The 20,444-nt window shown below is 67.6% G+C and carries 23 protein-coding genes; 11 read left to right on the top strand and 12 right to left on the bottom strand.

Features of this window, described 5'->3' with window-relative positions:
* Nucleotides 1-37: 37 nt before the first annotated feature.
* From VHP37_15670 to VHP37_15640, 7 genes are read left to right on the top strand one after another with little or no spacing between them, the layout of a single operon-like run.
* Nucleotides 38-916 (top strand): methyltransferase domain-containing protein, encoded by an 879-nt coding sequence (locus tag VHP37_15670; protein ID HEX2827791.1) that lies wholly within the window; start codon nucleotides 38-40, stop codon nucleotides 914-916.
* Nucleotides 913-1,827, top strand: a complete 915-nt coding sequence (locus VHP37_15665; protein ID HEX2827790.1) for a class I SAM-dependent methyltransferase — start codon at nucleotides 913-915, stop codon at nucleotides 1,825-1,827. The genes VHP37_15670 and VHP37_15665 overlap by 4 nt, the downstream gene beginning before the upstream one ends.
* Nucleotides 1,824-2,654 (top strand): methyltransferase domain-containing protein, encoded by an 831-nt coding sequence (locus VHP37_15660; protein ID HEX2827789.1) that lies wholly within the window; start codon nucleotides 1,824-1,826, stop codon nucleotides 2,652-2,654. The genes VHP37_15665 and VHP37_15660 overlap by 4 nt, the downstream gene beginning before the upstream one ends.
* Nucleotides 2,651-3,526: a methyltransferase domain-containing protein gene (locus VHP37_15655; protein HEX2827788.1), complete on the top strand. Its 876-nt coding sequence runs from the start codon at nucleotides 2,651-2,653 to the stop codon at nucleotides 3,524-3,526. The genes VHP37_15660 and VHP37_15655 overlap by 4 nt, the downstream gene beginning before the upstream one ends.
* Entirely contained in the window at nucleotides 3,478-4,491 is a 1,014-nt protein-coding gene (locus VHP37_15650) for an SAM-dependent methyltransferase (protein HEX2827787.1), read from the top strand. Before VHP37_15655 ends, VHP37_15650 begins: the two co-directional genes overlap by 49 nt.
* An 11-nt stretch (nucleotides 4,492-4,502) precedes the next feature.
* Nucleotides 4,503-5,402, top strand: a complete 900-nt coding sequence (locus VHP37_15645; GenBank protein ID HEX2827786.1) for a class I SAM-dependent methyltransferase — start codon at nucleotides 4,503-4,505, stop codon at nucleotides 5,400-5,402.
* A gap of 2 nt (nucleotides 5,403-5,404) precedes the next feature.
* A complete protein-coding gene (locus VHP37_15640) occupies nucleotides 5,405-6,766 on the top strand; it encodes an amino acid permease (GenBank protein HEX2827785.1) in 1,362 nt (453 codons plus the stop codon).
* A gap of 75 nt (nucleotides 6,767-6,841) precedes the next feature.
* On the opposite strand, the gene VHP37_15635 is transcribed toward VHP37_15640, so the two are convergent.
* The 6 genes from VHP37_15635 to VHP37_15610 all read right to left on the bottom strand — a co-directional run bounded on the left by VHP37_15635 (nucleotide 6,842) and on the right by VHP37_15610 (nucleotide 10,110).
* Nucleotides 6,842-7,123, bottom strand: coding sequence for a DUF3303 family protein (locus VHP37_15635; GenBank protein HEX2827784.1), 282 nt, complete (start codon nucleotides 7,121-7,123; stop codon nucleotides 6,842-6,844).
* An 87-nt stretch (nucleotides 7,124-7,210) separates the two neighbouring features.
* On the bottom strand, nucleotides 7,211-7,681 hold the full coding sequence (locus tag VHP37_15630) for a DM13 domain-containing protein (protein ID HEX2827783.1): 471 nt from the start codon (nucleotides 7,679-7,681) through the stop codon (nucleotides 7,211-7,213).
* 5 nt (nucleotides 7,682-7,686) lie between these two features.
* A complete protein-coding gene (locus VHP37_15625) occupies nucleotides 7,687-8,178 on the bottom strand; it encodes a hypothetical protein (GenBank protein HEX2827782.1) in 492 nt (163 codons plus the stop codon).
* Nucleotides 8,179-8,186: 8 nt separating this feature from the next.
* On the bottom strand, nucleotides 8,187-9,155 hold the full coding sequence (locus tag VHP37_15620) for a tripartite tricarboxylate transporter substrate binding protein (GenBank protein HEX2827781.1): 969 nt from the start codon (nucleotides 9,153-9,155) through the stop codon (nucleotides 8,187-8,189).
* 9 nt (nucleotides 9,156-9,164) lie between these two features.
* Entirely contained in the window at nucleotides 9,165-9,812 is a 648-nt protein-coding gene (locus tag VHP37_15615) for an NAD(P)H-binding protein (GenBank protein ID HEX2827780.1), read from the bottom strand.
* Between the two features lie 37 nt (nucleotides 9,813-9,849).
* The gene (locus tag VHP37_15610) at nucleotides 9,850-10,110 is read right to left on the bottom strand and encodes a hypothetical protein (protein ID HEX2827779.1); all 261 of its coding nucleotides are present in this window, start codon (nucleotides 10,108-10,110) and stop codon (nucleotides 9,850-9,852) included.
* Between the two features lie 160 nt (nucleotides 10,111-10,270).
* On the opposite strand from VHP37_15610, the gene VHP37_15605 reads away from it, so the two are divergent.
* Entirely contained in the window at nucleotides 10,271-10,870 is a 600-nt protein-coding gene (locus tag VHP37_15605; protein ID HEX2827778.1) for a sigma-70 family RNA polymerase sigma factor, read from the top strand.
* A complete protein-coding gene (locus VHP37_15600; GenBank protein ID HEX2827777.1) occupies nucleotides 10,867-11,556 on the top strand; it encodes an anti-sigma factor in 690 nt (229 codons plus the stop codon). Before VHP37_15605 ends, VHP37_15600 begins: the two co-directional genes overlap by 4 nt.
* A 76-nt stretch (nucleotides 11,557-11,632) precedes the next feature.
* Here the strand turns inward: VHP37_15600 and VHP37_15595 are convergent, their stop codons facing one another.
* From VHP37_15595 to VHP37_15580, 4 genes are all read right to left on the bottom strand, one after another.
* Nucleotides 11,633-11,983, bottom strand: coding sequence for an antibiotic biosynthesis monooxygenase (locus tag VHP37_15595; GenBank protein ID HEX2827776.1), 351 nt, complete (start codon nucleotides 11,981-11,983; stop codon nucleotides 11,633-11,635).
* A 245-nt stretch (nucleotides 11,984-12,228) separates the two neighbouring features.
* The gene (locus VHP37_15590) at nucleotides 12,229-13,194 is read right to left on the bottom strand and encodes a tripartite tricarboxylate transporter substrate binding protein (protein ID HEX2827775.1); all 966 of its coding nucleotides are present in this window, start codon (nucleotides 13,192-13,194) and stop codon (nucleotides 12,229-12,231) included.
* A 60-nt stretch (nucleotides 13,195-13,254) separates the two neighbouring features.
* Entirely contained in the window at nucleotides 13,255-13,701 is a 447-nt protein-coding gene (locus VHP37_15585; GenBank protein ID HEX2827774.1) for a PH domain-containing protein, read from the bottom strand.
* Nucleotide 13,702: 1 nt separating this feature from the next.
* Nucleotides 13,703-14,680, bottom strand: coding sequence for a tripartite tricarboxylate transporter substrate binding protein (locus VHP37_15580; protein HEX2827773.1), 978 nt, complete (start codon nucleotides 14,678-14,680; stop codon nucleotides 13,703-13,705).
* A 104-nt stretch (nucleotides 14,681-14,784) separates the two neighbouring features.
* On the opposite strand from VHP37_15580, the gene htpG reads away from it, so the two are divergent.
* Nucleotides 14,785-16,686, top strand: coding sequence for a molecular chaperone HtpG (gene htpG / locus VHP37_15575; GenBank protein HEX2827772.1), 1,902 nt, complete (start codon nucleotides 14,785-14,787; stop codon nucleotides 16,684-16,686).
* Between the two features lie 215 nt (nucleotides 16,687-16,901).
* Nucleotides 16,902-17,561, top strand: coding sequence for a hypothetical protein (locus VHP37_15570; GenBank protein ID HEX2827771.1), 660 nt, complete (start codon nucleotides 16,902-16,904; stop codon nucleotides 17,559-17,561).
* 4 nt (nucleotides 17,562-17,565) lie between these two features.
* Here the strand turns inward: VHP37_15570 and VHP37_15565 are convergent, their stop codons facing one another.
* Both VHP37_15565 and VHP37_15560 read right to left on the bottom strand, forming a co-directional pair.
* Nucleotides 17,566-18,036, bottom strand: a complete 471-nt coding sequence (locus VHP37_15565) for a spore coat U domain-containing protein (GenBank protein ID HEX2827770.1) — start codon at nucleotides 18,034-18,036, stop codon at nucleotides 17,566-17,568.
* On the bottom strand, nucleotides 18,033-20,441 hold the full coding sequence (locus VHP37_15560; protein HEX2827769.1) for a fimbria/pilus outer membrane usher protein: 2,409 nt from the start codon (nucleotides 20,439-20,441) through the stop codon (nucleotides 18,033-18,035). Before VHP37_15560 ends, VHP37_15565 begins: the two co-directional genes overlap by 4 nt.
* Nucleotides 20,442-20,444: the final 3 nt, after the last annotated feature.

Here is a 20,444-nt window from a genome sequence, read left to right as displayed (position 1 = left end):
ATGAGGGGCTGCAATCATAGCCACCCCGCCTTCCCACATGCAAACGATCTCCGGTCGGCTGCGGCGGTTTTCGCGCGCCGCCGCTTCGATCCTCGCGCTCGCCTGCGCAGCAATACCGTCCGCGCACGCGGCGAACGCGAGCGTTCCGTACGTGCCCACGCCGCAGGTGGTCGTCGACCGCATGCTCGAAGTGGGCAAGGTCGGCTCGCGCGACTACCTCATCGACCTCGGCTCGGGCGACGGCCGCATCGTCGTCACCGCCGCGAAGAAATACGGCACGCGCGGCTTCGGCGTCGACCTGAACCCGACGCGCATCGCCGAGGCCAACGAGAACGCGCGCAAGGAAGGCGTCACCGACAAGGTGTACTTCAATCGCCAGGATCTCTTCGAAGCCGATCTCGGCAATGCGACCGTGATCACGATGTACCTGCTGCCTCAGGTCAACCTTCAGCTGCGGCCGAAGCTCCTCGATCTGAAGCCGGGCACGCGCATCGTCTCGCACGACTTCTCGATGGGCGACTGGCAGCCGGAGCATCACGAGCAGGTCGAGTCGAAGGACAAGTACGGCGGCTCGGGCGGCGTCTCCGACATCTTTCTGTGGATCGTGCCCGCCAAGGTGAACGGGACGTGGAAGTCGGAGCTGCAGGTGCGCGGCAAGCCGGTGCCGTACGAGTTCACGCTGCAGCAGGAATTCCAGAAAGTATCCGGCACCGCGAAGGTGGGCGGGCGCACCGCGAAGCTCACGAACGTGAAGCTCGTCGGCGACGAGCTTTCCTTCGACTTCGCGGCCGACGTGCAGGGCAGTCCGACCCGACATCACTTCACCGGCAAGGTCGACGGCGCCGCTATCGACGGTACTGCCGATCTTTCCGCACCCAAACTGTCGGCCAGGACCGACTGGAGCGCCAACCGATGAGATCAGTGTTCGCGGCGCTCGCCGCATTGCTTCTGGCAGCTTTTTTCGTAACTGCCGCCGGCGCCCAGGATTACGGCGATACGCCCTACGTGCAGACGCCGCAGAACGTCGTCGACCGCATGCTCGAAGTCGCGAAAGTGACGGCCAAGGATTACGTGATCGACCTGGGCTCGGGCGACGGCCGCATGGTCATCACCGCCGCGAAGAAGTACGGCGCGCGCGGCTTCGGCGTCGATCTCGACCGTCGTCTGGTGACGCTTGCGAACCACAACGCGGCGAAAGCCGGCGTCGCCGACAAGGCGAAATTCTACGAGCGCGACATCTACGAGACCGACCTCTCGCCGGCGAGCGTGGTGACGATCTACCTGCTGCCCGAAGTGAACCTCATGATGCGGCCGCGGCTCTTCAACATGCTCAAGCCCGGCACGCGCGTCGTCTCGCACGACTACGACATGGGCGAGTGGCCGCCCGATCTCACCTTCACCATGGACGCGCCGAACAAGCCGGTCGGTCGCGACAAGACCAGCAAGGTGTTCTACTGGGTCGTGCCGGCGAAGGCGGCGGGCAAGTGGCGCTGGCGCCTGAACGAGGGCGGCGCGCAGCGCGACTTCGAGCTCTCGCTCAACCAGAACTTCCAGAAGGTCGAAGGCACGCTCACCGCCGACGGCAAGAGCGTCGCGATCGAGGATGCCAAGCTCACCGGCGACACGCTGACCTTCGTCGCCAAGCTCGACGGCTCGACGCGGCAGGAATATTCGGGCCGCATCGTCAACAACGGCATCGACGGCACCGCGCGCACCTCGCGCGGCGGTGCGCAGGCGCAGCAGGCCGCGTGGAGCGCGGCGCGCACCGAAACGTGGGAACCGCGGCACTACACGCTGCCGCCGCCCACGCTGATCCCGCCACAGTGAGGTTGCCGCCCGGCACGACGTTCCGGACGCTCGCGCTGTGCGCGGGCCTCGCTGCCATCCCTGTCGGCGCCGCGACGCTCGACGTGCCGACGCCGTACATTCCTTCGACGCACCTCAACGTCGACGAGATGCTGAGGCTGGCCGAAGTCCGGCCGGACGACGTGGTGTACGACCTCGGTTCCGGCGACGGGCGCGTCGTCATCACCGCGGCGAAAGAGTGGGGCGCGCGCGGCGTCGGCATCGAGATCGACGGCAAGCTCGTGGCGGAGAGCCGCGAGACCGCGAAGCGCGAAGGGGTCGCGGACCGAGCGAGCTTCCGCGAGGGCGACGTGTTCAAGGCCGACCTCTCGGACGCGACGGTCGTGACGATGTATCTCCTCACCTCGCTCGTGGAGCGGCTCCAGCCCAAGCTCGTCAAAGAGCTCAAACCCGGCACGCGCATCGTCGCGCACGATTACGGTTTCGCGGGATGGCAGCCCGACCGCGTGGTCAACGTGTCGAAGAATTTCTACCTGTATGTCGTCCCTGCGCGCGTCGCGGGCGCCTGGCGCATGAGCGCGGCGCTGCACAAGGCGCGCGAGTACGAGATCGACTTCGAGCAGCGCTACCAGGAGGTGAAGGGCGGCGCGCGCGTGGCGGGCGGGTTTCTCCCGGCGTTCGAGGCGCGTCTGTCGGGCGAGAGGATCTCGTTCGTGCTGGCGGAGGACGACGTCGCGTATCGCTATGAAGGGCGCGTCGCCGGCGACACGATCGAAGGCCGTGTGCGCTGGGGTTACGGGCCGAAGCAGCAGGAGAGCGCGTGGCGCGCAGTGCGGGTGAAAGGATGAAGGAAATCGACCTGACGCGGCGGCGCGTCATCGGCGGCATCGCCGCGATCGGCGCGGCGGCGGGCGTACCGATACTCGCCTGGTCGCAGTTCTTCGACGTGCCGTTCGTGCCGACGCCGCAGGTGGTCGTCGACGAGATGCTCAAGCTCGCGGACGTCGGGCCGAAAGACGTCGTCTACGACCTCGGTTCCGGCGACGGGCGCATCGTCATCTCGGCCGCGCGCAAGTTCGGCGCGACCGCGGTCGGCGTCGAGCTCGACAACCACCTCATCTACCAGAGCGAGGAGAGCGCGCGCCAGGCGAACGTCGTCGATCGCGTGAAGTTCCTGCAGCAGGATTTCTTCAAGACCGATTTCTCGCAGGCGACCGTCGTCACGCTGTACCTGATCCCGCCGGTGATGAAGCGGCTGCGCGAGCGCATGCTGCAGCTGAAGCCCGGCACGCGCCTGGTCGCCCACGATTTCGATTTCGACGACTGGAAACCCGACCGCAAGGTGACGATCCGCAAGAACGTCTTCCTGTGGATCGTTCCCGCGCCCGTCGCGGGGCGCTGGCAGGTGCGTGCCGGCGTGCCGGGAGGCGAGTACGCGTTCGACATGGAGCTGCGGCAGAAATACCAGGAGATCGACGGCTATGCGCGGCAGGCAGGCCAGCCGGGCGGATTGTGGGAGCCGACTCTCGAAGGCGACCGCATACGATTCGTCGTCGTCGACAATCGCGACCGCGACCACGAGGCGAGCCTCTACTTCGACGGGCGCGTCGTGGGCGACACCATGGAAGGCGAGCTCACGCGCGACGTGGGCCGCCAGCAGGCGAAGTTCAGGTGGCGGGCGCAGCGCGTCGCCGCTGCCGCGGCGCCGGCGAAGAAGTGACGAATGGAGCGGTGACGGGTGAAGCGGTGAGGGATAAGGCGGTGACGGGCGGCGCAGGCGCCCTCGCCTGCACCAGGCGAGCGTTGCTCGCGCTCGCGCTCTGCGCGCCGCTGTTCGCGTTCGCGCAGGCCGCCGACGTGCCGTACGTGCCCACGCCGCAGAACGTCGTCGAGGCGATGCTCGACATCGCAAAAGTCGGCCCGGACGATTTCGTCATCGACCTGGGCTCGGGGGACGGTCGCATCGTCATCACCGCCGCGAAGAAATACGGCGCGCGCGGCTTCGGCGTCGAGCTCGACGGCGCGCTGGTGTCGGACGCGCGGCGGGAGGCGGAGCGGCAGGGCGTCAAGGACCGCGCGCAGTTCGTCGCGCAGAACCTCTTCATCACCGACATCGACCGCGCGACGGTGCTGACGAGCTATCTCTTTCCGAGCGTCAACATGCAGCTGCGCCCGCGCATCTTCGCCGAGCTCAGGCCCGGCACGCGCGTGGTGTCGCACGAGTTCGATTTCGGCAACTGGAAGCCCGATGCGCACCTCACCGTGCCGGTGCCGGGCAAGCGCTACGGCCCGCCGCAGTCGGAGGTGTATCTGTGGATCGTGCCGGCGAACGCCGCAGGCCGCTGGCGCTGGCAGTTCGCCGCGGGCGTGCCGGGCGTCTTCGAGGCGACCGTCGAGCAGACTTTCCAGGTGCTGCAAAGCGCGGCGCGTCTCGACGGGCAGCCGCTGCGCGTCTCGAGCGCGAAAATGAACGGGCCGGACATCGCGCTCGTGCTCGTCGCGCAGTCGAAAGGCGCCCCGACGCGCTACGAGCTTCACGGCCGCGTGGACGGCGACGCCATACGCGGCAAGGCCCGCGTGACCGGCGTCGACCGCGAGATCGAATGGCAGGCCACGCGCATCGCGCGCGGAACGATCAATATAGAGGCGGCCGCCGCAAGCGCGGCGCTCGCTCGAAGTTACTAGGAGAGACCGACATGAACTGGATGCGAAAACTCACGCTGGCGCTCGCCGCTTCCGCGGCGTTCACCGGCACTGCCCCGGCGCAGGAAGGCCGCGGCGACGTGGTGTATGTGCCGACCCCGCAGATCGTCGTCGACGAGATGCTGAAGATGGCGAAGATCGGGCCGAACGATTACCTCATCGACCTCGGCTCGGGCGACGGCCGCTTCGTGATCAGCGCCGCGCAGAAAGGCGCTCGCGCCTTCGGCGTCGACCTCGATACCTACCTCCTGCGGATCGCGCGCGAGAACGCGCAGAAAGCGGGGATGACCGAGCGCGCCACCTTCATCGAGCAGAACCTGTTCGAGACCGACCTTTCGAAGGCCACCGTCGTGTCGAGCTATCTGCTGCCGCAGATGAATCTCAAGCTGCGGCCGAAGATCCTCGCGCTCAAGCCCGGCACGCGCGTCGTCGCCCACGACTACCACATGGGCGCGTGGTATCCGGACGAGCAGAAGGATCTCGTCGTGCCCGAGAAGAAAGTCGGCACGCCGGGCGTGAGCTATGTCTATCTGTGGTACGTGCCGGCGCTCGTCGCGGGCAAATGGCACGCCGACGTCAACGTCGCCGGCAAGACCGTGCCGTACGAGCTCGCGTTCGACCAGCAGTTCCAGGTCATCGAAGGCAACATGCGCTCGGGCAACGACAGCACGCTGGTGCGCGGGCGCATGAGCGGCGACAAGGTCACGTTCATCGCGCAGCCCAAGGGCAGCCCCGGTAACCAGCGCCACGAGTTCAGCGGCAAGGTCGTCGGCGACACGATCGACGGCGTCGTGAAGATCGGCGAAGGCGCCGCCGCCCGCGAAGCGAAGTGGACCGCCAAGCTCACGCAGCGCGGCGAGATGCGCCGCGCCTCGGACGACGAGGGACGCTGACCATGGCCGACGAGCGCGGCGTACCTAAGCGCACCCTGTCGCTCTTCGACGCGGTCACCATGATCGTCGGCCTCATCGTCGGGGCCGGCATCTTCGGCACGCCGTCGATCGTCGCCGGGGCGTCGGGCAGCCCGACCGAAGCGGTCGCGCTGTGGATCGCGGGGGGCATCTTCTCGATCATCGGCGCGCTCTGTTATGCCGAGCTCGCAACGGCTTTCCCTTCGGCGGGAGGCGAATATCACTTCCTGCGGCGCGCGTTCGGGCCTTCGCTCGCTTTTCTGTACGGCTGGGCGCGCATGACGGTGATCGTCGCGGGCTCGATCGCGGTGTTCGCCTATCTCTTCGGCGATTACCTGAGCCGTGTGATCAATCTCGGCGCGCATTCGTCGGCGATCTGGGCGGCGCTGGTCGTCGGCGTGCTGACGCTCGTCAACTACATCGGCATCAAGGAAGGCAAGGCCACGCAGAACGTCTTCACCGTGCTCGAAGTGGGCGGCCTGGTGCTGATCGTGGTCGCGGGTCTGATCCTCGCGCCCGAAGCCAGCGCGCCCGCTGCGCCGGCCGCCGCGGCCGCCGCCGGCTCGAGCGGCCCGTGGTACATGGGCGCGGGGCTGGGCACCGCGATGCTCTTCGTGCTCTTCACCTACGGCGGCTGGAACGACGCGGCGTACATCTCGGCGGAAGTGCGCGACCCCGACCGCAACATGGCGCGCGCGCTGCTGTTCTCGATCTGCCTGGTCGCGCTGCTCTACGTGCTGGTGAACGTGTCGTACATGCGCGGGCTGGGCTTCGAGGCGATGGCGCGCTCGGACGCGGTCGCGGCCGACCTGCTCAAGGTGGTGTGGGGACCGACCGGCGAGAAAGTGATCTCGATCATGATCGCCATCGCCGCGCTCACCTCGGTGAACGGCTCGATGATCGTCGGCGCACGCTCCAATTACGCGCTCGGGCGCGACTGGCCGGTGCTCGGCTTCCTCGGGCGCTGGGACGAAGCGAGCGGCTCGCCGCGCACCGCGATCGTGTTCCAGGGCGCGATCGCGCTCGCGCTCGTCGGCCTCGGCGCGTTCACGCAGGCCGGCTTCAAACAGCTCGTCGAGTACTCGCTGCCGGTGTTCTGGGGCTTCTTCCTGTTGACCGGTATCGCGCTCTTCGCGCTGCGTAAGAAAGAGCCGAACGCGCCGCGGCCGTTCCGCGTGCCGTTCTACCCGATCGTGCCGGCGGTCTTCGTCCTGATGTGCGCGTTCCTGCTGTGGAAGAGCCTCGAATACCACCGCGTGCACGCGTTCGTGGGACTCGGCGTTCTGGCGATCGGGGCCGCGCTCATGCTGGTCACGCGACCGCGCGCGGCCGAAGCGCGCAGTTAGCGGTGCGTTACCACGCACCCTACGGATCAGCATCGGCTACTGCGTAGGGTGCGCGCAAGCGCACCGCGGAGGACTCTATTTCGACGTGCGTTCGAGGACCTCGGACAGCGCGCCGTCCTCGAGCACCGGCAGGATTCGAAGCTGCATGAGATCGCTCCACTGCAGCGCGAACTCCGCGAGCGCCTGCGGATCCTCGGTGTCGATGAGACCGTAGCCGCCGCTGAAGTCGGCGCGGGTCCAGCGGCCGAGGAGCTTCGCGCCTTTGGGCGGCAGCCCCCCGGTCGCGCGGAAGCGCGCGATGGCCTCGCCCCGCGTCCTGGTGTCGGGCGCCCACTCGAACGTCATCATGAATTTCATTCCGGCTCTCCTTTGAGGTCGTCACCGCGTCATGCGCGGCGCCGCCGGATATACGGATGTGGGGCGGGCGTGGATGTAACGCGCGCTTCAGCGATAGCGCGCGGCGGTGATGAACTGGCTGAAGGCCTCGCACCAGATCACCACGCTGGTGTAGCGCGCGACGTCGAGCGGCTCGGGGACCGCGATCACGAAGTTTTCGAACGTCTTCACGTCGCCGACCTGCGCCATCGCCGACTTGAGTCGAAGGAAGTCGGCCTTGGTCTCGACGAACTCCGGCGAGAGGTACAGCTTGTATGCGGGACCGGGGGACACGCGGCCTTGCAGTGCGATCGCGCGCGCGCCGATCGACACCTTCCCTTCGCCCCAGTGCAGCGGATCGCTGTCCTTCAGATCGCGCCGGAACTGTCCGATGAACTGCGCGGCCGCGGCCGCCTTCTGCAGCTCGGAGGCCGGCGGCGCCTCGGGCGCGCTGAGGATCGGCAGCACGTAAATCCCCGCTGCAAAACCGATCGCAAGCGCCGTCGCGTGCGTCGCGAGCAGCAGAACGGTTCGTCGCATGGGATTCAGAGCCGGCGCGTGTCGTAAGCCCAGTGCAGCAGCGCCTGGCGCTGACGCGGCCGGCACAGTAGATCGCCGCGCCGGCAATTTTTCCGAAGCTGTGCGAGGTGCCGCGTCACCGCTTTCCAGCGGCCGATCTGGCGCGCGTCGTCCTCGTGGCGGCGGCCGAGGTAATAGCGGCAGTACCACTGGAACCAGCCGCGCGGGTCGTCGGGATGGATCCAGCCCCTGCGCTGCCACTCGGAGAGCGGCTGCGAAGCGTTGACGCCGAAGCAGTTGAGCGACGGGTCGTGACGCTCGGCGCACAGCTTCGCGCGCTCGAACCACGACGCCGGGAATTCCTCGCGGCAGTCGGTCATGTATTTGCCGCCGAACACACCGAGCCGCAGCATCTCCGCCGGCGTGACCTGCGGCTCGAACCCGGGATCGAAGTTGCGGCCGGAGGGTTCGGTGATCTCGTAGCGGTAACCGCGCTGCATGCGGTCGTGGACGATCATCCTGCGTCTCATTCGACCTTGACGTGCGCGTCGCGGATCACCTTCGTCCACTTCACGTTCTCGGCCTTCATGAGCCTGTCGAGCTCTTCGGGGGTGCTCTCGATGACGTCCGCTCCGACTCTTGCGAACGCTTCGCGTGTGGCGGGCGTCCGCAGGACCTTCACGACCGCGGCGTAGACGCGCTTGACGATGTCCGGCGGGGTCTTCGCGGGCAGCAGCACGCACGTGAGCGTACGCGCCTCGAACCCCTTGTAGCCCGATTCGTCCATGGTCGGCACGTCGGACAGCACGTTCGTGCGCTTGAGCGTGGCCACCGCGAGCGCGCGGATCTTGCCGCTCTTGATGTAGCCCACGGACGAGGACACCTGGTCGAACATCATGTCCACCTGCCCGCCCATGAGGTCGACCAGGGCCGGACCGCTGCCCTTGAACGGCACGTGCGTAAGCTTCGTGCCGGTCACCGTCTGGAAGTACTCGCCGGTGAGATGGTTCGAGGTGCCGATGCCGGACGAGGCGAACGTGACGCGGCCGGGGCGCGATTTGAGCAACGCGACCAGCTCCTTGACGTTGCGCGCGGGCAGCGTCGGTATGACTTCGACGACGAGCGCGACCGACGACACGAGCGACGTGTACGCGAAATCCTTGAGCGGCTCGAACTGCAGCCTGGGATACAGGGCCTGCGCGGTGGCGAGCGTTCCGGTCGATCCCAGCAGCAGGGTGTAGCCGTCCGGCGGCGCTTTCGCCGCCATCTCGGAGCCTATCGTGCCCCCGGCGCCGCCGCGGTTGTCGACGACGATCTGCGCGCCGAGTGCTTCGCCCAGTCCCGGCCCGATCGTGCGCGCGGTGATGTCGATGTTGCCGCCGGGCGGGTAGGGCACGATGAGGCGGATCGGGCGATCGGGATAGACGCCTTGCGCCGCGTATACGTTGGACGCAGCCAAAGCCGCGGACATGAACAGCCAGACTCCAGAGCGCATCGCCCCTCCTCAAAGACGTTCGCGTATGTCCGGTACATTTAACACACGAACGTCCGAAGGGGGATGCTCGACGGCGTGCACCAGCGCCGAGACGAGCTGCTCCAGCGTGACGAGCCCGAGCCGCGTCGCGGTCTCGCGCGTGGCAGGGATCAGCTCCAGGAGGCGATACACCGGGATCAGCGCGATCGGCCAGCGGTGACCGGGGCCGAGGACGTACCACGGCCGAACAAACGTCGCGGCCATCCCGCTCGCCCTCACGAGCGCTTCGCCTTCTTTGCGCACCTCGATGTACGCGGCCATCACCGGGGCGGGATGTGCGACCGAGAGGTACACGAAGTGTCGCACCTGCCCGTGCAGCGCCGCCGCGACCGCTTCGCGGATCGACACGAGGTCGACCTCGCGGAACTGCCGCGCCTTGGCAGGGCTCGGATGCGGCGTGCCGACGAGGTGCACGAAGGTGTCCGCAGGGGCGACCGCGTCCCGATACGACGCCGCGTCGAGCGCGTTGCCGTAAACCGGCAACGGCCCGGGCGGCAGTCTGCCTTCCGAGCCTCTTCTCACCAGCGCGCGCACCGCGTGCCCGCGCTCGTGCAGCCTGGCGGCGAGCGAGCGGCCGATGTAGCCGCTCGCGCCGGTGATGAACGCTTCGCGTCGCATCTGCCGAATCATGGACGCGAAGCGCGCCGCGCGGAAGCTACGGCTTATAAAACACGTAGTCTGCCGAATACTTCACCGTGGTCTCCGTGTTCACCGCGCCGCCGTCGCGCGGCAGCTCGGGCGCGACGGCGAGCTGCTTGCCGCTGACCTTGCTGCCGTCGGCGTGCTTGTGTCCGACGGGCGGCGTCAGCGCATCGGGCACCTGGGGACCCGACATCTGAGCGGCCGCGACCGCGGCCCATCCGCCGAAAGCGAGGGCGGCCGCGACGGTCATCGATCCTTCCTTGCGCTTGCCCATGGTGTGTTCTCCTCACGGTTGATCGGGCGAGGGGCGCTCTCTCGATCCGCCCCTCTCTCGCCCGATACGGGCGAGCCCCCGATCCGGATGCGGCGCGCTAACATCCATGCCGACAGCTCGGACGTTTCCCTGCGAAGGTGACGCCATCGGGATTTGAGCGATGCTCGACGACGACGAGATCAAAAGGCTGTTGCTGCGCGCGGGCGCGCGCGACGAGGGATCGGCCGAGGCCTTCGAGCGCCTCTACCGGCTGTGCGCGCCGCTGCTGCTCGGCGTGGCGCAGCGCGTCGTCGCGCGGCGCGAGATCGCCGAAGAGGTGCTGCACGACGCGTTCGCCTCCATATGGAAAAAAGCCGAGAGCTTCGACCCGTTGGCCAACCAGCCCGTCGCATGGATGGTCGCGATCGTCCGCAATCGCGCGATAGATGTGAAATCCAGCCACGACGTGTCGCGCGTCGCCTCTTACCATGACACCCTCGACGACGACCCCGACGGCGCGCTCGACAGGCTGTTCGACTGGAGCGAGTCGCCGGACGACGAGGAAGACCGGCGGCGCGCCGCGACGTGGCTGCGCCACTGTCTTTCGAAGCTGCAGGCGGTCGAGCGTCAGGCGCTGGTGCTCGCGTACGAGCACGGCCTTTCTCACGGCGACCTTGCGGCGCATCTCGCGAAGCCGCTCGGCACCGTGAAAACGTGGGTGAGGCGCGGCATGGAAAACCTTCGCAACTGCGTCGAGTCGTGCATGGGGACCCGGCGATGAAGCTCGAAGAGAGCCGCGCCCTCGACGCGCTGTGCGGCGAGTACCTGCTGGGAACGCTGCAAGGCGCGGCGCGGCGCCGTTTCGAGCGCGCGCTGCGCGAAGAGCCGCGCGTCGCGCTGCGGCTGGAGCACTGGCGCGCCATGACGCCGAGGTATACCCCGATGATCGAAGTCCAGCCGTCGGCCGATACGTGGAAGCGCCTCGAGCGCGAGCTCGGGCTGGGGCGTTACCGCACGCCGTGGTATCGCAAGGTCAGGGTGTGGCAGGGCATCGCAGGCGCCGCCACCGCCCTGCTGGTGCTCGCCATCGCGCCGCAGTTCGTGCGGCCGGTCGGCACCGGGACGCCCTCGGCGGTGACGATCGCGCAGCTCGAAGGCAAGGCGGATGCCGCGCGCGTGACCGCGGCAGTGACGTCACGACGCGACGTGCTCGAGCTGAAAGCGGCAAGGCCGGTGCTCGCAGGGCCGTCGCAGAGTTACGAGCTGTGGCTCATACCCGCCGAAGGCGGCGCGCCGCTGTCGCTCGCGGTGCTCGGCACGCTCGACGCGCGCATCCCGGTCGCGCCGCAGAACGCCAATCGGCTGGTGAAGGGCGCGAAGCTCGCGATCAGCGTGGAACCCGCCGGCGGCTCACCGACCGGCGGCCCGACCGGACCGGTCATCGCGATCGGCGAGATCGCGGGCTGAAAAATCTACGCCGCTGGTCGGCGCGGCCTGCGGCCACACCTCCCCGCGCAAAGGCGGGCTTATGCGCCTGGCGGCGCTACGACTTATCGTGACGTTCGCGGCTGTCTGACGGCGCCTGGTCTCGCTCGTTCATGCCGTAATCGCGAATGACCGAGGCGACCCGCAGCCGATAGTCCGCGAACACCCCGCCGCGTCCCGCAGCCTGCGCCCGTCGATGCGCTTCGAGGTTGCGCCACTGCTTCACCGCTTCCTCGTCTCGCCAGAATGAGAGCGACACGAACTTGCCCGGCGTGGTGACGCTCTCGAAGCGCTCGATCGAGATGAAGCCGTCGATTTTCTCGAGCTCAGGGCGCAGTGTCGCCGCCGTGTCGAAATATGCGGCGGTGCGGCCTTCGGCGGGCCAGACTTCGAAGATGACGGCGATCATGTGTTTAAACCCTGTCGAACCTCAAAGGAAACCAAGGAACGTCAAAAGCGCTTTTTAACGCAGAGGCGCACAGAGGCGCGCAGAGAAAGTCCGGTAGGAATCGTCATTCCCCACCCGCGACAGCGGGAGTGATCGGGAATCCATTTTTGACTCGGTGTTACGTCAACATGGATCCCCTGCGCGGGGATGACGATCAAAAACCTCTGCGCGCCTCTGCGTCCTCTGCGGTAAAAACGCCTTTGGCCTTACTTACCGAGTCCCAGACGCTTCGCGACATCGGTATAAGCCTTCGTCCGCTCGCGCATGAACGGCTCCATCTTGTCGACGCCGACGTTGACGAGCTCGAAGCCGCTCTTGAACGCGAGCTCCTTCATCTCCGGATCGGTGTTGAGCGCGGCCCACAGATCCGACATGCGCTTCTTCGCCGCGGCGGGCGTCGACTTCGGCATGCCGATGCCGCGATACGCGCCGTCGATCCAGTCGAAGCCGAGCTCCTTGAACGTGGGCGTGTCGGGCATCAGCGGGTGGCGCTTGTCGAGCGCGACCGCGATCGCGCGCAGCTTGCCCTTGTTGTTGATCGCGAACGCCGAGTACGACATCGCGCCGCTCACGTGGTTGCCGAGCACCGCGGTCGTGAGGTCGCCGGTGCCCTTGAACGGCACGTAGGTCGTCTTGATGTTCGCCACCTGGTTGAGCTTCTCGTGCGCGGCGTGGTTCGCCGAGTTCGTGCCCGAGCCCGCGAACGTGAGGTCGCCCGGCTTCGCCTTGGCCATCTTCACGAGGTCGGCGAAGGTCTTGATCGGGCTGTTCTCCAGCACCACGATCGCATCCGGCGTGTAGTGGAACCAGTACACCGGCGTGACGTCCTCGGTCTTGTACTGCACCTGGCCTTCGAGCGGCTGGAGCACGATGTGCGGCAGGTTGACGCCGACGACGTTCAGGCCGTCGGCGGGCAGGTTGTTCATCTGCGCCCACATGAGGCCGCCGCCCGCGCCGGGCTTGTACTGGATGATCGCGTCGATGCCGGGGCACTTCTTGCGCAGCACGATCTGCTGGTGGCGCGCCGAAAGGTCGGACTCGCCGCCGGCCGGGAAAGCCTGCCAGTAGTTGATCGACTTCTCCGGGCAGGCCAGGCCCTGCGCGAGCGCCTGCGGCGCGACGCAGGCTGCGGTGACGGCGAGCGCGCCAGCAATCGCTTTGAATCGCATCATCATCTCCCTCCTCCGGATTTAGAGTTATTCAATGAAAGATAATACACAGCGGCGCAGGTTTTATTCCAAATCTATAGCACGCACGTTCTTGCGCGCACGGCAGTCCTCGACATTGCGCCGGACGAGATCGAGCACGCGCTCGACGTCGCGCACTGCGCGGATCGTCACCGTCGGATGCGACGCGTCGGTCGTTCCCATGATGACATGTCCCAGCGAGAACGGCCGCAGGTACCACGGCTGCTCCGCACGATAGTCGCGCACGCGGTAGAGCTCGACCTCGTTGAACACCTTGTTGAGCACCCCTTCGCGCAGCTTCAGCCGCTCGGTCGTGAGCTCGTAGCGGATGTTGCGCACCACGAGCCACTTCCACAGCGCGACGAAGATCGGCACGACGAGCCAGCACAGCAGCGTGCAGATCACGAACGCCGGCAGGTTGACGATCTGCGAAGGCGAGCCCGACCAGACGCTCTCGTCGCTGGTCGCCGCTGTGGGCGCCGCGTCGTTCATATCAGTCGATCGACTTGATGCCGTACTCCTTCACCGCCTTGGCCCAGCGCCGCACTTCGGACTGGAGATACTTCGTGAACGCCTCGGGCGTGGTCGGGGTCGGCTCGTAGCCCCGCGCCATCAGGATCTTCGGCGTCTCGCCGGTCGAGAGCACCGCGACGATGTCGTTGTTCAGCCGCTTGACGACGGGGGCGGGCGTCTTTGCGGGCGCCATGATCCCGTACCAGCCGCTGATCTCGAAGCCCTTGTAACCCGACTCGTCGATCGTCGGCACGTCGGGCAGCTCGCGCGAGCGCTTGAGCGTCGTCACCGCCAGCGCGCGCATGCGGTTCGCCTTGATCTGGGGGATTGCGGCGCCCGGCCCCGAGAAGATCGTCTGCACCTCGTTCTGCACCAGCGCCTGCACCGACGGACCCGATCCCTTGTAGGGTATGTGGTGAAGCTGGATCTTCGCGGTGCGGAAGAACACTTCCTGCATGACGTGCGCGGTGACGTTGCCCGAGCCGTAGTTGAGGGCGCCGGGCTTGGACTGCGCCAGCTTGACGAACTCCGCGACGCTCTTTGCCGGCACGCTCGGGTGCACCGACAGGATGTACGGCTGCACGATGAGCTGGCTGATCGGCGCGAAATCGCGCACCACGTCGAACGGCACGTTGGGCGTGATCGCCGGGCCGACCGCGGTGGCGCCGATCTCCGCGATGACCAGCGTATAGCCGTCGGGCGCGGCGTTTGCGGCGATCTGGGTGCCGACGATGCCCTGCGCCCCGCCGCGGTTGTCGATGACGATCTGCTGGCCCAGCCGCTGCGAGAGACCGGGCTGTATCGTCCGCGTCACGAGGTCGGTGCCCCCGCCGGGGGGGAACGGCACGACGACACGGATCGGACGCTCGGGGAAATTCGCGGATTCGGCGGCGTAGGCGCCGGAACAGGCCGCGAACGCGAGCAGGACGGCGGCGCCGGTTTGGGGCAGGCGGGACATTGTGGGATCTCTCCTCGAAGAACCGGGCCGTATCGTAGCAGGGCTTGAATTCCGCGGCGCGCGCCCCGATATTCGACAGCGCCTTTGCACCGGAGACTTACCAGATGGCTGAAACCACCACCAAACAGACCCTAGGCTTCCAGGCAGAAGTCAAGCAGCTCCTGCAGCTCATGATCCACTCCTTGTACAGCAACAAGGAGATCTTCCTGCGCGAGCTCATCTCCAACGCGTCCGACGCGGCCGACAAGCTGCGCTTCGAGGCGTTGACCGACAAGGCGCTCTACGAGAGCGACCCCGAGCTCAGGATACGCGTCACCTTCGACAGCGCCGCGCGGACGATCAGCGTCGCCGACAACGGCATCGGCATGTCGCGGCAGGAGGTGATCGACAACATCGGCACCATCGCCAAATCGGGCACGCGCGAATTCTTCGCGAGCCTCACCGGCGACCAGGCCAAAGACGCCAACCTCATCGGCCAGTTCGGCGTCGGCTTCTATTCGAGCTTCATCGTCGCCGACAAGGTGACGGTCGAGACGCGCCGCGCCGGTCTTACGACGGAGCACGGCGTGCGCTGGGAATCGGACGGCACGGGCGAATACACGATCGAGACCGTCGATCGTCCGCAGCGCGGCACCGCGGTGACCCTGCACCTGCGCGAAGGCGAGGACGAGCTCGTCAACGGCTATCGCCTGCGCACCATCATCCGCAAATACTCGGATCACATCACGCTGCCCATCCTCATGAAGAAAGAGGAGTGGAACGAAGAGAAAAAAGACCAGGTGCTCACCGACGAGGACGAGACCGTCAACCAGGCCGGTGCGCTGTGGGCGCGTCCCAAGAGCGAGATCACCGAGGAGCAGTACCACGAGTTCTACAAGCACGTCGCGCACGACTTCGAGCCGCCGCTCGCCTACACGCACAACCGCGTGGAGGGCAACAAGGAATACACCCAGCTCCTCTACATCCCGGCGCGCGCGCCGTTCGATCTCTACGACCGCGAGCATCGCCGCGGCATCAAGCTCTACGTGCGCCGCGTGTTCATCATGGACGACGCCGAGCACCTGATGCCGGTGTACCTGCGCTTCGTGCGCGGGGTGATCGACTCGGCGGACCTGCCGCTCAACGTCTCGCGCGAGATCCTCCAGGAATCGCGCGATGTCGAGATGATCCGCGCCGGCAGCGTGAAGCGCGTGCTGTCGATGCTGGAAGACCTCGCGGAGAACGACAAGGAGAAGTACGCGACGTTCTGGAAGGAGTTCGGCAAGGTCTTCAAGGAAGGCCTGGGCGAAGATCACGCCAACCGCGAGCGCATCGCCAGGCTCGCGCGCTTCGCGTCGACGCAGAACGACAGCGACGAGCAGAACGTCTCGTTCGCCGACTACGTGTCGCGCATGAAGGAAGGACAGGACAAGATCTACTACGTCACTGCGGAATCGTACATCGGCGCCAGGAACAGCCCGCACCTCGAGATCTTCCGCAAGAAAGGCATCGAAGTGCTGCTGCTCACCGATCGTGTGGACGAGTGGGCGCTGTCGTTCCTCACCGAGTTCGACGGCAAGCAGCTCCAGAGCGTCGCCAAGGGCGGTCTCGACCTCGGCAAGCTCGCCGACGACGACGAGAAGAAGGAGCAGGAGAAAGACGCCGGCGAGTACAGGGACTTCGTCGAGCGCATCAGGAAATCGCTGGGCGAGAAGGTGAAGGACGTGCGCGTGACGCAGCGCCTCACCGAGTCACCGGTGTGCCTCGTCGCCGACGAGCACGACATGGGCATGCACCTCGAGCGCTTGCTCAAGGCCGCGGGGCAGAACGTGCCGAGCGTGAAGCCCATCCTCGAAGTGAACCCGCACCATCCGCTGGTCGAGCGCCTCAAGGGCGAAGCCGACGAGGCGCGCTTCGGCGACTGGAGCCAGGTGCTGTTCGACCAGGCGCTGCTCGCCGAAGGCGGTCAGCTCGAGGATCCGGCAGGGTTCGTGAAGCGCCTGAACCAGCTCGTTCTGGCGATGTAGCGCTCGCAAAGCGAGCGCTACATCGCCAGGTAAACGCCAAGGAGGGAAACCAAGGTTTCCCTCCTTGAACCTCCCTTCCTTTGACGATGTCCGCGGAGTACTTCGTGATCGAAGTCGCGGCCGGCTGTCCATAAGCCTTGAGTCTTGTCGCGCCCGTGCCGTAAAAGGGACGATGGGCGCTCCAACCCGATCCGGGGCGCCGCCAAGGGGGAGTCGTGACGGCCACGGTTTCGCGGTTTCGGCAGTACGCGCCCGGCGCAGTCCGCCTGCGCCTGGGCGAGATCCTCGTCGAAGCCGGCGACGTCTCCGCGTCGCAGCTCGCCGCCGCCCTCGACGCCAAGCGCACCAGCGGGCGTCGCATCGGCGAGGAGCTGCTCGCCGCCGGCTGTCTCCGGCGCGACCGTCTCGCGGCCGCGCTCAAGCTGCAGCGCCGCCTGGCAGTGCTCGCGTTCGCCGCCGCCCTGATCCCCATGAATCGCGAAGTGCACGCCGAGCAGGCGCGCGCGCAGATGAGGGTGTCCGCGACCGTCGTCGACGCCGTCGGCGTGGGTTCGGTCCACCAGGCGCAGCGCCTCGTCATCACCGCCGAAGACGTGCGCCGCGGCTACGTCGACGTTCCGGCGGCGACGCGGGTCGACCTGCGCTGTTCGCGCTTTTGCCTGTTCGAGATGAAGCCGACGCAGGATTTCGTGCGCTCGGTGCGCGTGACGGGTCTCGACACCGCGGCCGAGTTCGGTCCGGGCGGGGGCACGCTGCTGCACAAGGCGACCGCGCAGGCGCCGCAGGTCGCGATGGACTACCGTTTCACGCTCGCGCCGCACGTCGCTCCCGGCGCCTATCCGTGGCCGGTCGCGCTCAGCGTCATGCCGATGTGACGCGTCAGAAGCTCAGCGTCACCACGATGTAATCGGAATAGGTCCCTACGCGCGCTTTCTGCCGCGCGAAGATGCGTCCATACACCGGGTAGTTGCGCGTCACCTGTTTGCCGGTGAGCGTGTACGCATCGTTCACCGTGACGCTGCCGCCGCTGCCGTCTCCCCATACCAGAGTGCGCGCGGCCGTGGTGTAGAGGTTGTAGTTGAGGCCGCCGTAATGGCCGCTCGCCGGACGCATCCGGCGGGACGCGCACGAGCCGCTGACCCCGGCGCTCAGCTGGATGCTGTAGGCCACCGTCTCCCCTGCGCTGCCGTGACAGGTGACCGAGACGTTGCCCACGCTGTCGGTCGGCATCGGCGCGAACTCGCTATAGCTTCCGAACGCGACCGAGGTCGCCGAGACGAAGCACCCGCCTGCGTGCAGCAGCGAGGAGGCGAGCAGGGCGAGGGCGAAGGCGGCGGCGCGCGCGATCATCGCTGCACGTTCCGGCACACGAAAGGCCCGAGCCGCGGCTGCGGCGTCGCGGCATCGAGCTCGACGGCGAGCTCGCAGCGCTGTCCTTTCCACGCCGCATACAGCACGTTCTTCGGACCGAGACCGGTGACGTAGACCTCGCCGCGCTCCGCGACGGGAAATTGCTCCGGGCGCCCGGCGATCGTGACCGTGCTGCCGACAGGCAGCACGCCGCCGTCGTCGAGCACGATGCGGATGACCGCGCCGTGCGCGCGCGTCACCGGGAACTGGAGCAGCACACCGCTGCGATAGTACGGCACCGCCTCGAGCGCGCCGGCGCCGACGGTGGTGTCGAGCGGCAGCCCGCTCATGTCGATCTGCACCGCGTTGCTCTGGTACGGCAGGAGCCGCGGCAGCATCGCGTAACCCTGCGCATCGGTGGTGGCCACGAGCTGATTGTTGAGCAGAACGCCGACGTTGGCGAATCCCGGCACGTGCGCGACCCCGAAGCTGTCGGTGATCGAGCGCGAGAAGAACACGCGGCCGCCGAGGAGGGCGACGCCGCCCGCCGCGCCGGCGCGAAGCGCGGTCTGGTCGTCGGCCCGGCCGAGCTCGGCGGTGTAGCTCGCGGTGTCGGTCTGCCACGCGAAGCCGGCTTCCTCGCGATCGCCGCGGGAGCCGTAGCCGGCGAGCGCACGGTAACCGAAACCGGGGCCTGCCGGCAGGTTCTTCTGGATTTGCGCCACGGCTTCATTCGCATCGCGCTGCGCCGTCACGTTGAGCGCCGCCGACGTGCGCTCGCCCAGGCCGATCGACAGCGTGACGCCGACCGCGGCGTGGCCGCCGCCCTTGATCGGCTTCAGCGCGAACATCACCAGCGTGGCCGAGCGCCCGACGTTGAGCGTGTAGCTCGCCGACGCGATCTCGTTGTCCGCGGCGTCGCGGTGGCGCTCGCGCACGTAGGCGACACCGAACGAGCCGCTGCTCGCGGTCGCGATGCCTGCGCTCGCGCTGGCGAGCTGTACCGGCGCCCGCTGGTCCGGCTGCACCCCGATCTGCGAGAAGCCCTCGGTCGTCCACTGCGAGCGCGCCGCGAGCGAGATGCCCGTGCGCACCTGGCGCTCGAAGGCGATCAGCCCGAGGGCGCCTTCGCCGCGCTCGCTGTGACGGCTGCCCGCGGCCGCGGCTGCGAGCACGCCGAAGGTCGGGATGCTGTAGCTGGCGCCGCCGCCGAGCGTCTGCTGCTCGCGCAGGACTTCGGCACGGCCTTCGAGCGTCAGTCGGTCGGTCATGCCCATGCGGCGCTGAGCCGCGCTCACGAAGCGTCCGTATTGCGTGCTGCGGATGCCGTAGTCCTCGCGCACGAAGCCGAGCTCGTACGAGTCGTCGACGAGCCCCTGTTTCAGCAGGGCGGTGCTCGCGTAATAGGGCAGCGACACGATCTGTTCGCGGCCCAGCAGGTCGCGCACGACCAGGCGCACTTCGCCCTGGCCGGTGACCACCGGCAGGTTGGTGATGCGAAAAGGTCCGGGAGGCACGTTGCCGCTCTGCCGCAGCACGCCGTCGACGTACAGCTCGGTCGTCGTCGGCAGTACCGCTTCGCCGCGCAGGTCCGGGATCGGAAACGTCACGAACGCCGGGTTCGTGGCGAAGTTGGTCCCGTAGCGCACGCCGCCGAAGCGCACCGGACGGCCCCAGGCGCCGCTCGAGCCGATCGCGTCGCCCAGCAGCAGGGTCTTCATGTGGCCGGGGTAGTCGCGCCGCCACGTGGTGTCGAGACGCGCGAAGCGCGAGCCGCCGCCGATGTCCTGCGCCAGAAAGCTCGCGATGCCCACCCCGAGCTGGTTGAACGTCGCCGCTTCGAACAGGCCGCCGAGACGCGTCGCGCCCGATCTCGCGTCGAGCGACACGTCGTAATTGAAGAACGCGCCCGGAGCGGGCGTCGCGGCGCGCGCGGCCGGCGACGGGACGCTCTCGACCACCGTATCGGCGAAGTGCTGCGCGGGGCTTTCGATGTCGAGCGCCTGCGCCGCGGAGTCGACCCGGATGGTGATTCCGCTGTAAGCGTCGAGGGGGTAGTGCGGCTCGCCGCCGAAGAGGACCGGTGGTACCGGCGGCAGACGCAGCCGCCATTCCGCGAGGTCGGTGCCACGCGCGAGCCAGCGCCCGTCCGGCGTGACGAGCACTCGCGCGACGCCGTAATCCTCGCGGTTGACGCGTATCGCGTAGAAGGCGGGACGCAGCGCATCAAAGTCGAGCGGGCCCTTGAGCGTCGGCGGCGCGACCGCGAGGCGCAAGCGCAACGGCTCGGACGGCGCTCGCGGCGGCAGGTCTTCCAGCGCGCTTAAGCTGAGGGACAACGTGAGCTGCACCGGCTCGCCGACGCCGGCAGGTGGGTCGGGCGCTCGCGCGAGCTCGAGGCTCATCGC

The sequence above is a fragment of the Burkholderiales bacterium genome (assembly GCA_036262035.1).
GTDB lineage: Bacteria > Pseudomonadota > Gammaproteobacteria > Burkholderiales > SG8-41 > JAQGMV01.
This window is presented reverse-complemented; position numbering and strand designations above follow the sequence as displayed.

Excerpts from the sequence above, each read along its gene's own strand:
- VHP37_15670 (HEX2827791.1), top strand. The coding sequence starts at position 38 with ATGCAAACGATCTCCGGTCGGCTGCGGCGGTTTTCGCGCGCCGCCGCT.
- VHP37_15665 (HEX2827790.1), top strand. The coding sequence starts at position 913 with ATGAGATCAGTGTTCGCGGCGCTCGCCGCATTGCTTCTGGCAGCTTTT.
- VHP37_15655 (HEX2827788.1), top strand. The coding sequence starts at position 2,651 with ATGAAGGAAATCGACCTGACGCGGCGGCGCGTCATCGGCGGCATCGCC.
- VHP37_15645 (HEX2827786.1), top strand. The coding sequence starts at position 4,503 with ATGAACTGGATGCGAAAACTCACGCTGGCGCTCGCCGCTTCCGCGGCG.
- VHP37_15640 (HEX2827785.1), top strand. The coding sequence starts at position 5,405 with ATGGCCGACGAGCGCGGCGTACCTAAGCGCACCCTGTCGCTCTTCGAC.
- VHP37_15635 (HEX2827784.1), bottom strand. The coding sequence starts at position 7,123 with ATGAAATTCATGATGACGTTCGAGTGGGCGCCCGACACCAGGACGCGG.
- VHP37_15630 (HEX2827783.1), bottom strand. The coding sequence starts at position 7,681 with ATGCGACGAACCGTTCTGCTGCTCGCGACGCACGCGACGGCGCTTGCG.
- VHP37_15625 (HEX2827782.1), bottom strand. The coding sequence starts at position 8,178 with ATGATCGTCCACGACCGCATGCAGCGCGGTTACCGCTACGAGATCACC.
- VHP37_15620 (HEX2827781.1), bottom strand. The coding sequence starts at position 9,155 with ATGCGCTCTGGAGTCTGGCTGTTCATGTCCGCGGCTTTGGCTGCGTCC.
- VHP37_15615 (HEX2827780.1), bottom strand. The coding sequence starts at position 9,812 with ATGCGACGCGAAGCGTTCATCACCGGCGCGAGCGGCTACATCGGCCGC.
- VHP37_15610 (HEX2827779.1), bottom strand. The coding sequence starts at position 10,110 with ATGGGCAAGCGCAAGGAAGGATCGATGACCGTCGCGGCCGCCCTCGCT.
- VHP37_15605 (HEX2827778.1), top strand. The coding sequence starts at position 10,271 with ATGCTCGACGACGACGAGATCAAAAGGCTGTTGCTGCGCGCGGGCGCG.
- VHP37_15600 (HEX2827777.1), top strand. The coding sequence starts at position 10,867 with ATGAAGCTCGAAGAGAGCCGCGCCCTCGACGCGCTGTGCGGCGAGTAC.
- VHP37_15595 (HEX2827776.1), bottom strand. The coding sequence starts at position 11,983 with ATGATCGCCGTCATCTTCGAAGTCTGGCCCGCCGAAGGCCGCACCGCC.
- VHP37_15590 (HEX2827775.1), bottom strand. The coding sequence starts at position 13,194 with ATGATGCGATTCAAAGCGATTGCTGGCGCGCTCGCCGTCACCGCAGCC.
- VHP37_15585 (HEX2827774.1), bottom strand. The coding sequence starts at position 13,701 with ATGAACGACGCGGCGCCCACAGCGGCGACCAGCGACGAGAGCGTCTGG.
- VHP37_15580 (HEX2827773.1), bottom strand. The coding sequence starts at position 14,680 with ATGTCCCGCCTGCCCCAAACCGGCGCCGCCGTCCTGCTCGCGTTCGCG.
- htpG (HEX2827772.1), top strand. The coding sequence starts at position 14,785 with ATGGCTGAAACCACCACCAAACAGACCCTAGGCTTCCAGGCAGAAGTC.
- VHP37_15565 (HEX2827770.1), bottom strand. The coding sequence starts at position 18,036 with ATGATCGCGCGCGCCGCCGCCTTCGCCCTCGCCCTGCTCGCCTCCTCG.
- VHP37_15560 (HEX2827769.1), bottom strand. The coding sequence starts at position 20,441 with ATGAGCCTCGAGCTCGCGCGAGCGCCCGACCCACCTGCCGGCGTCGGC.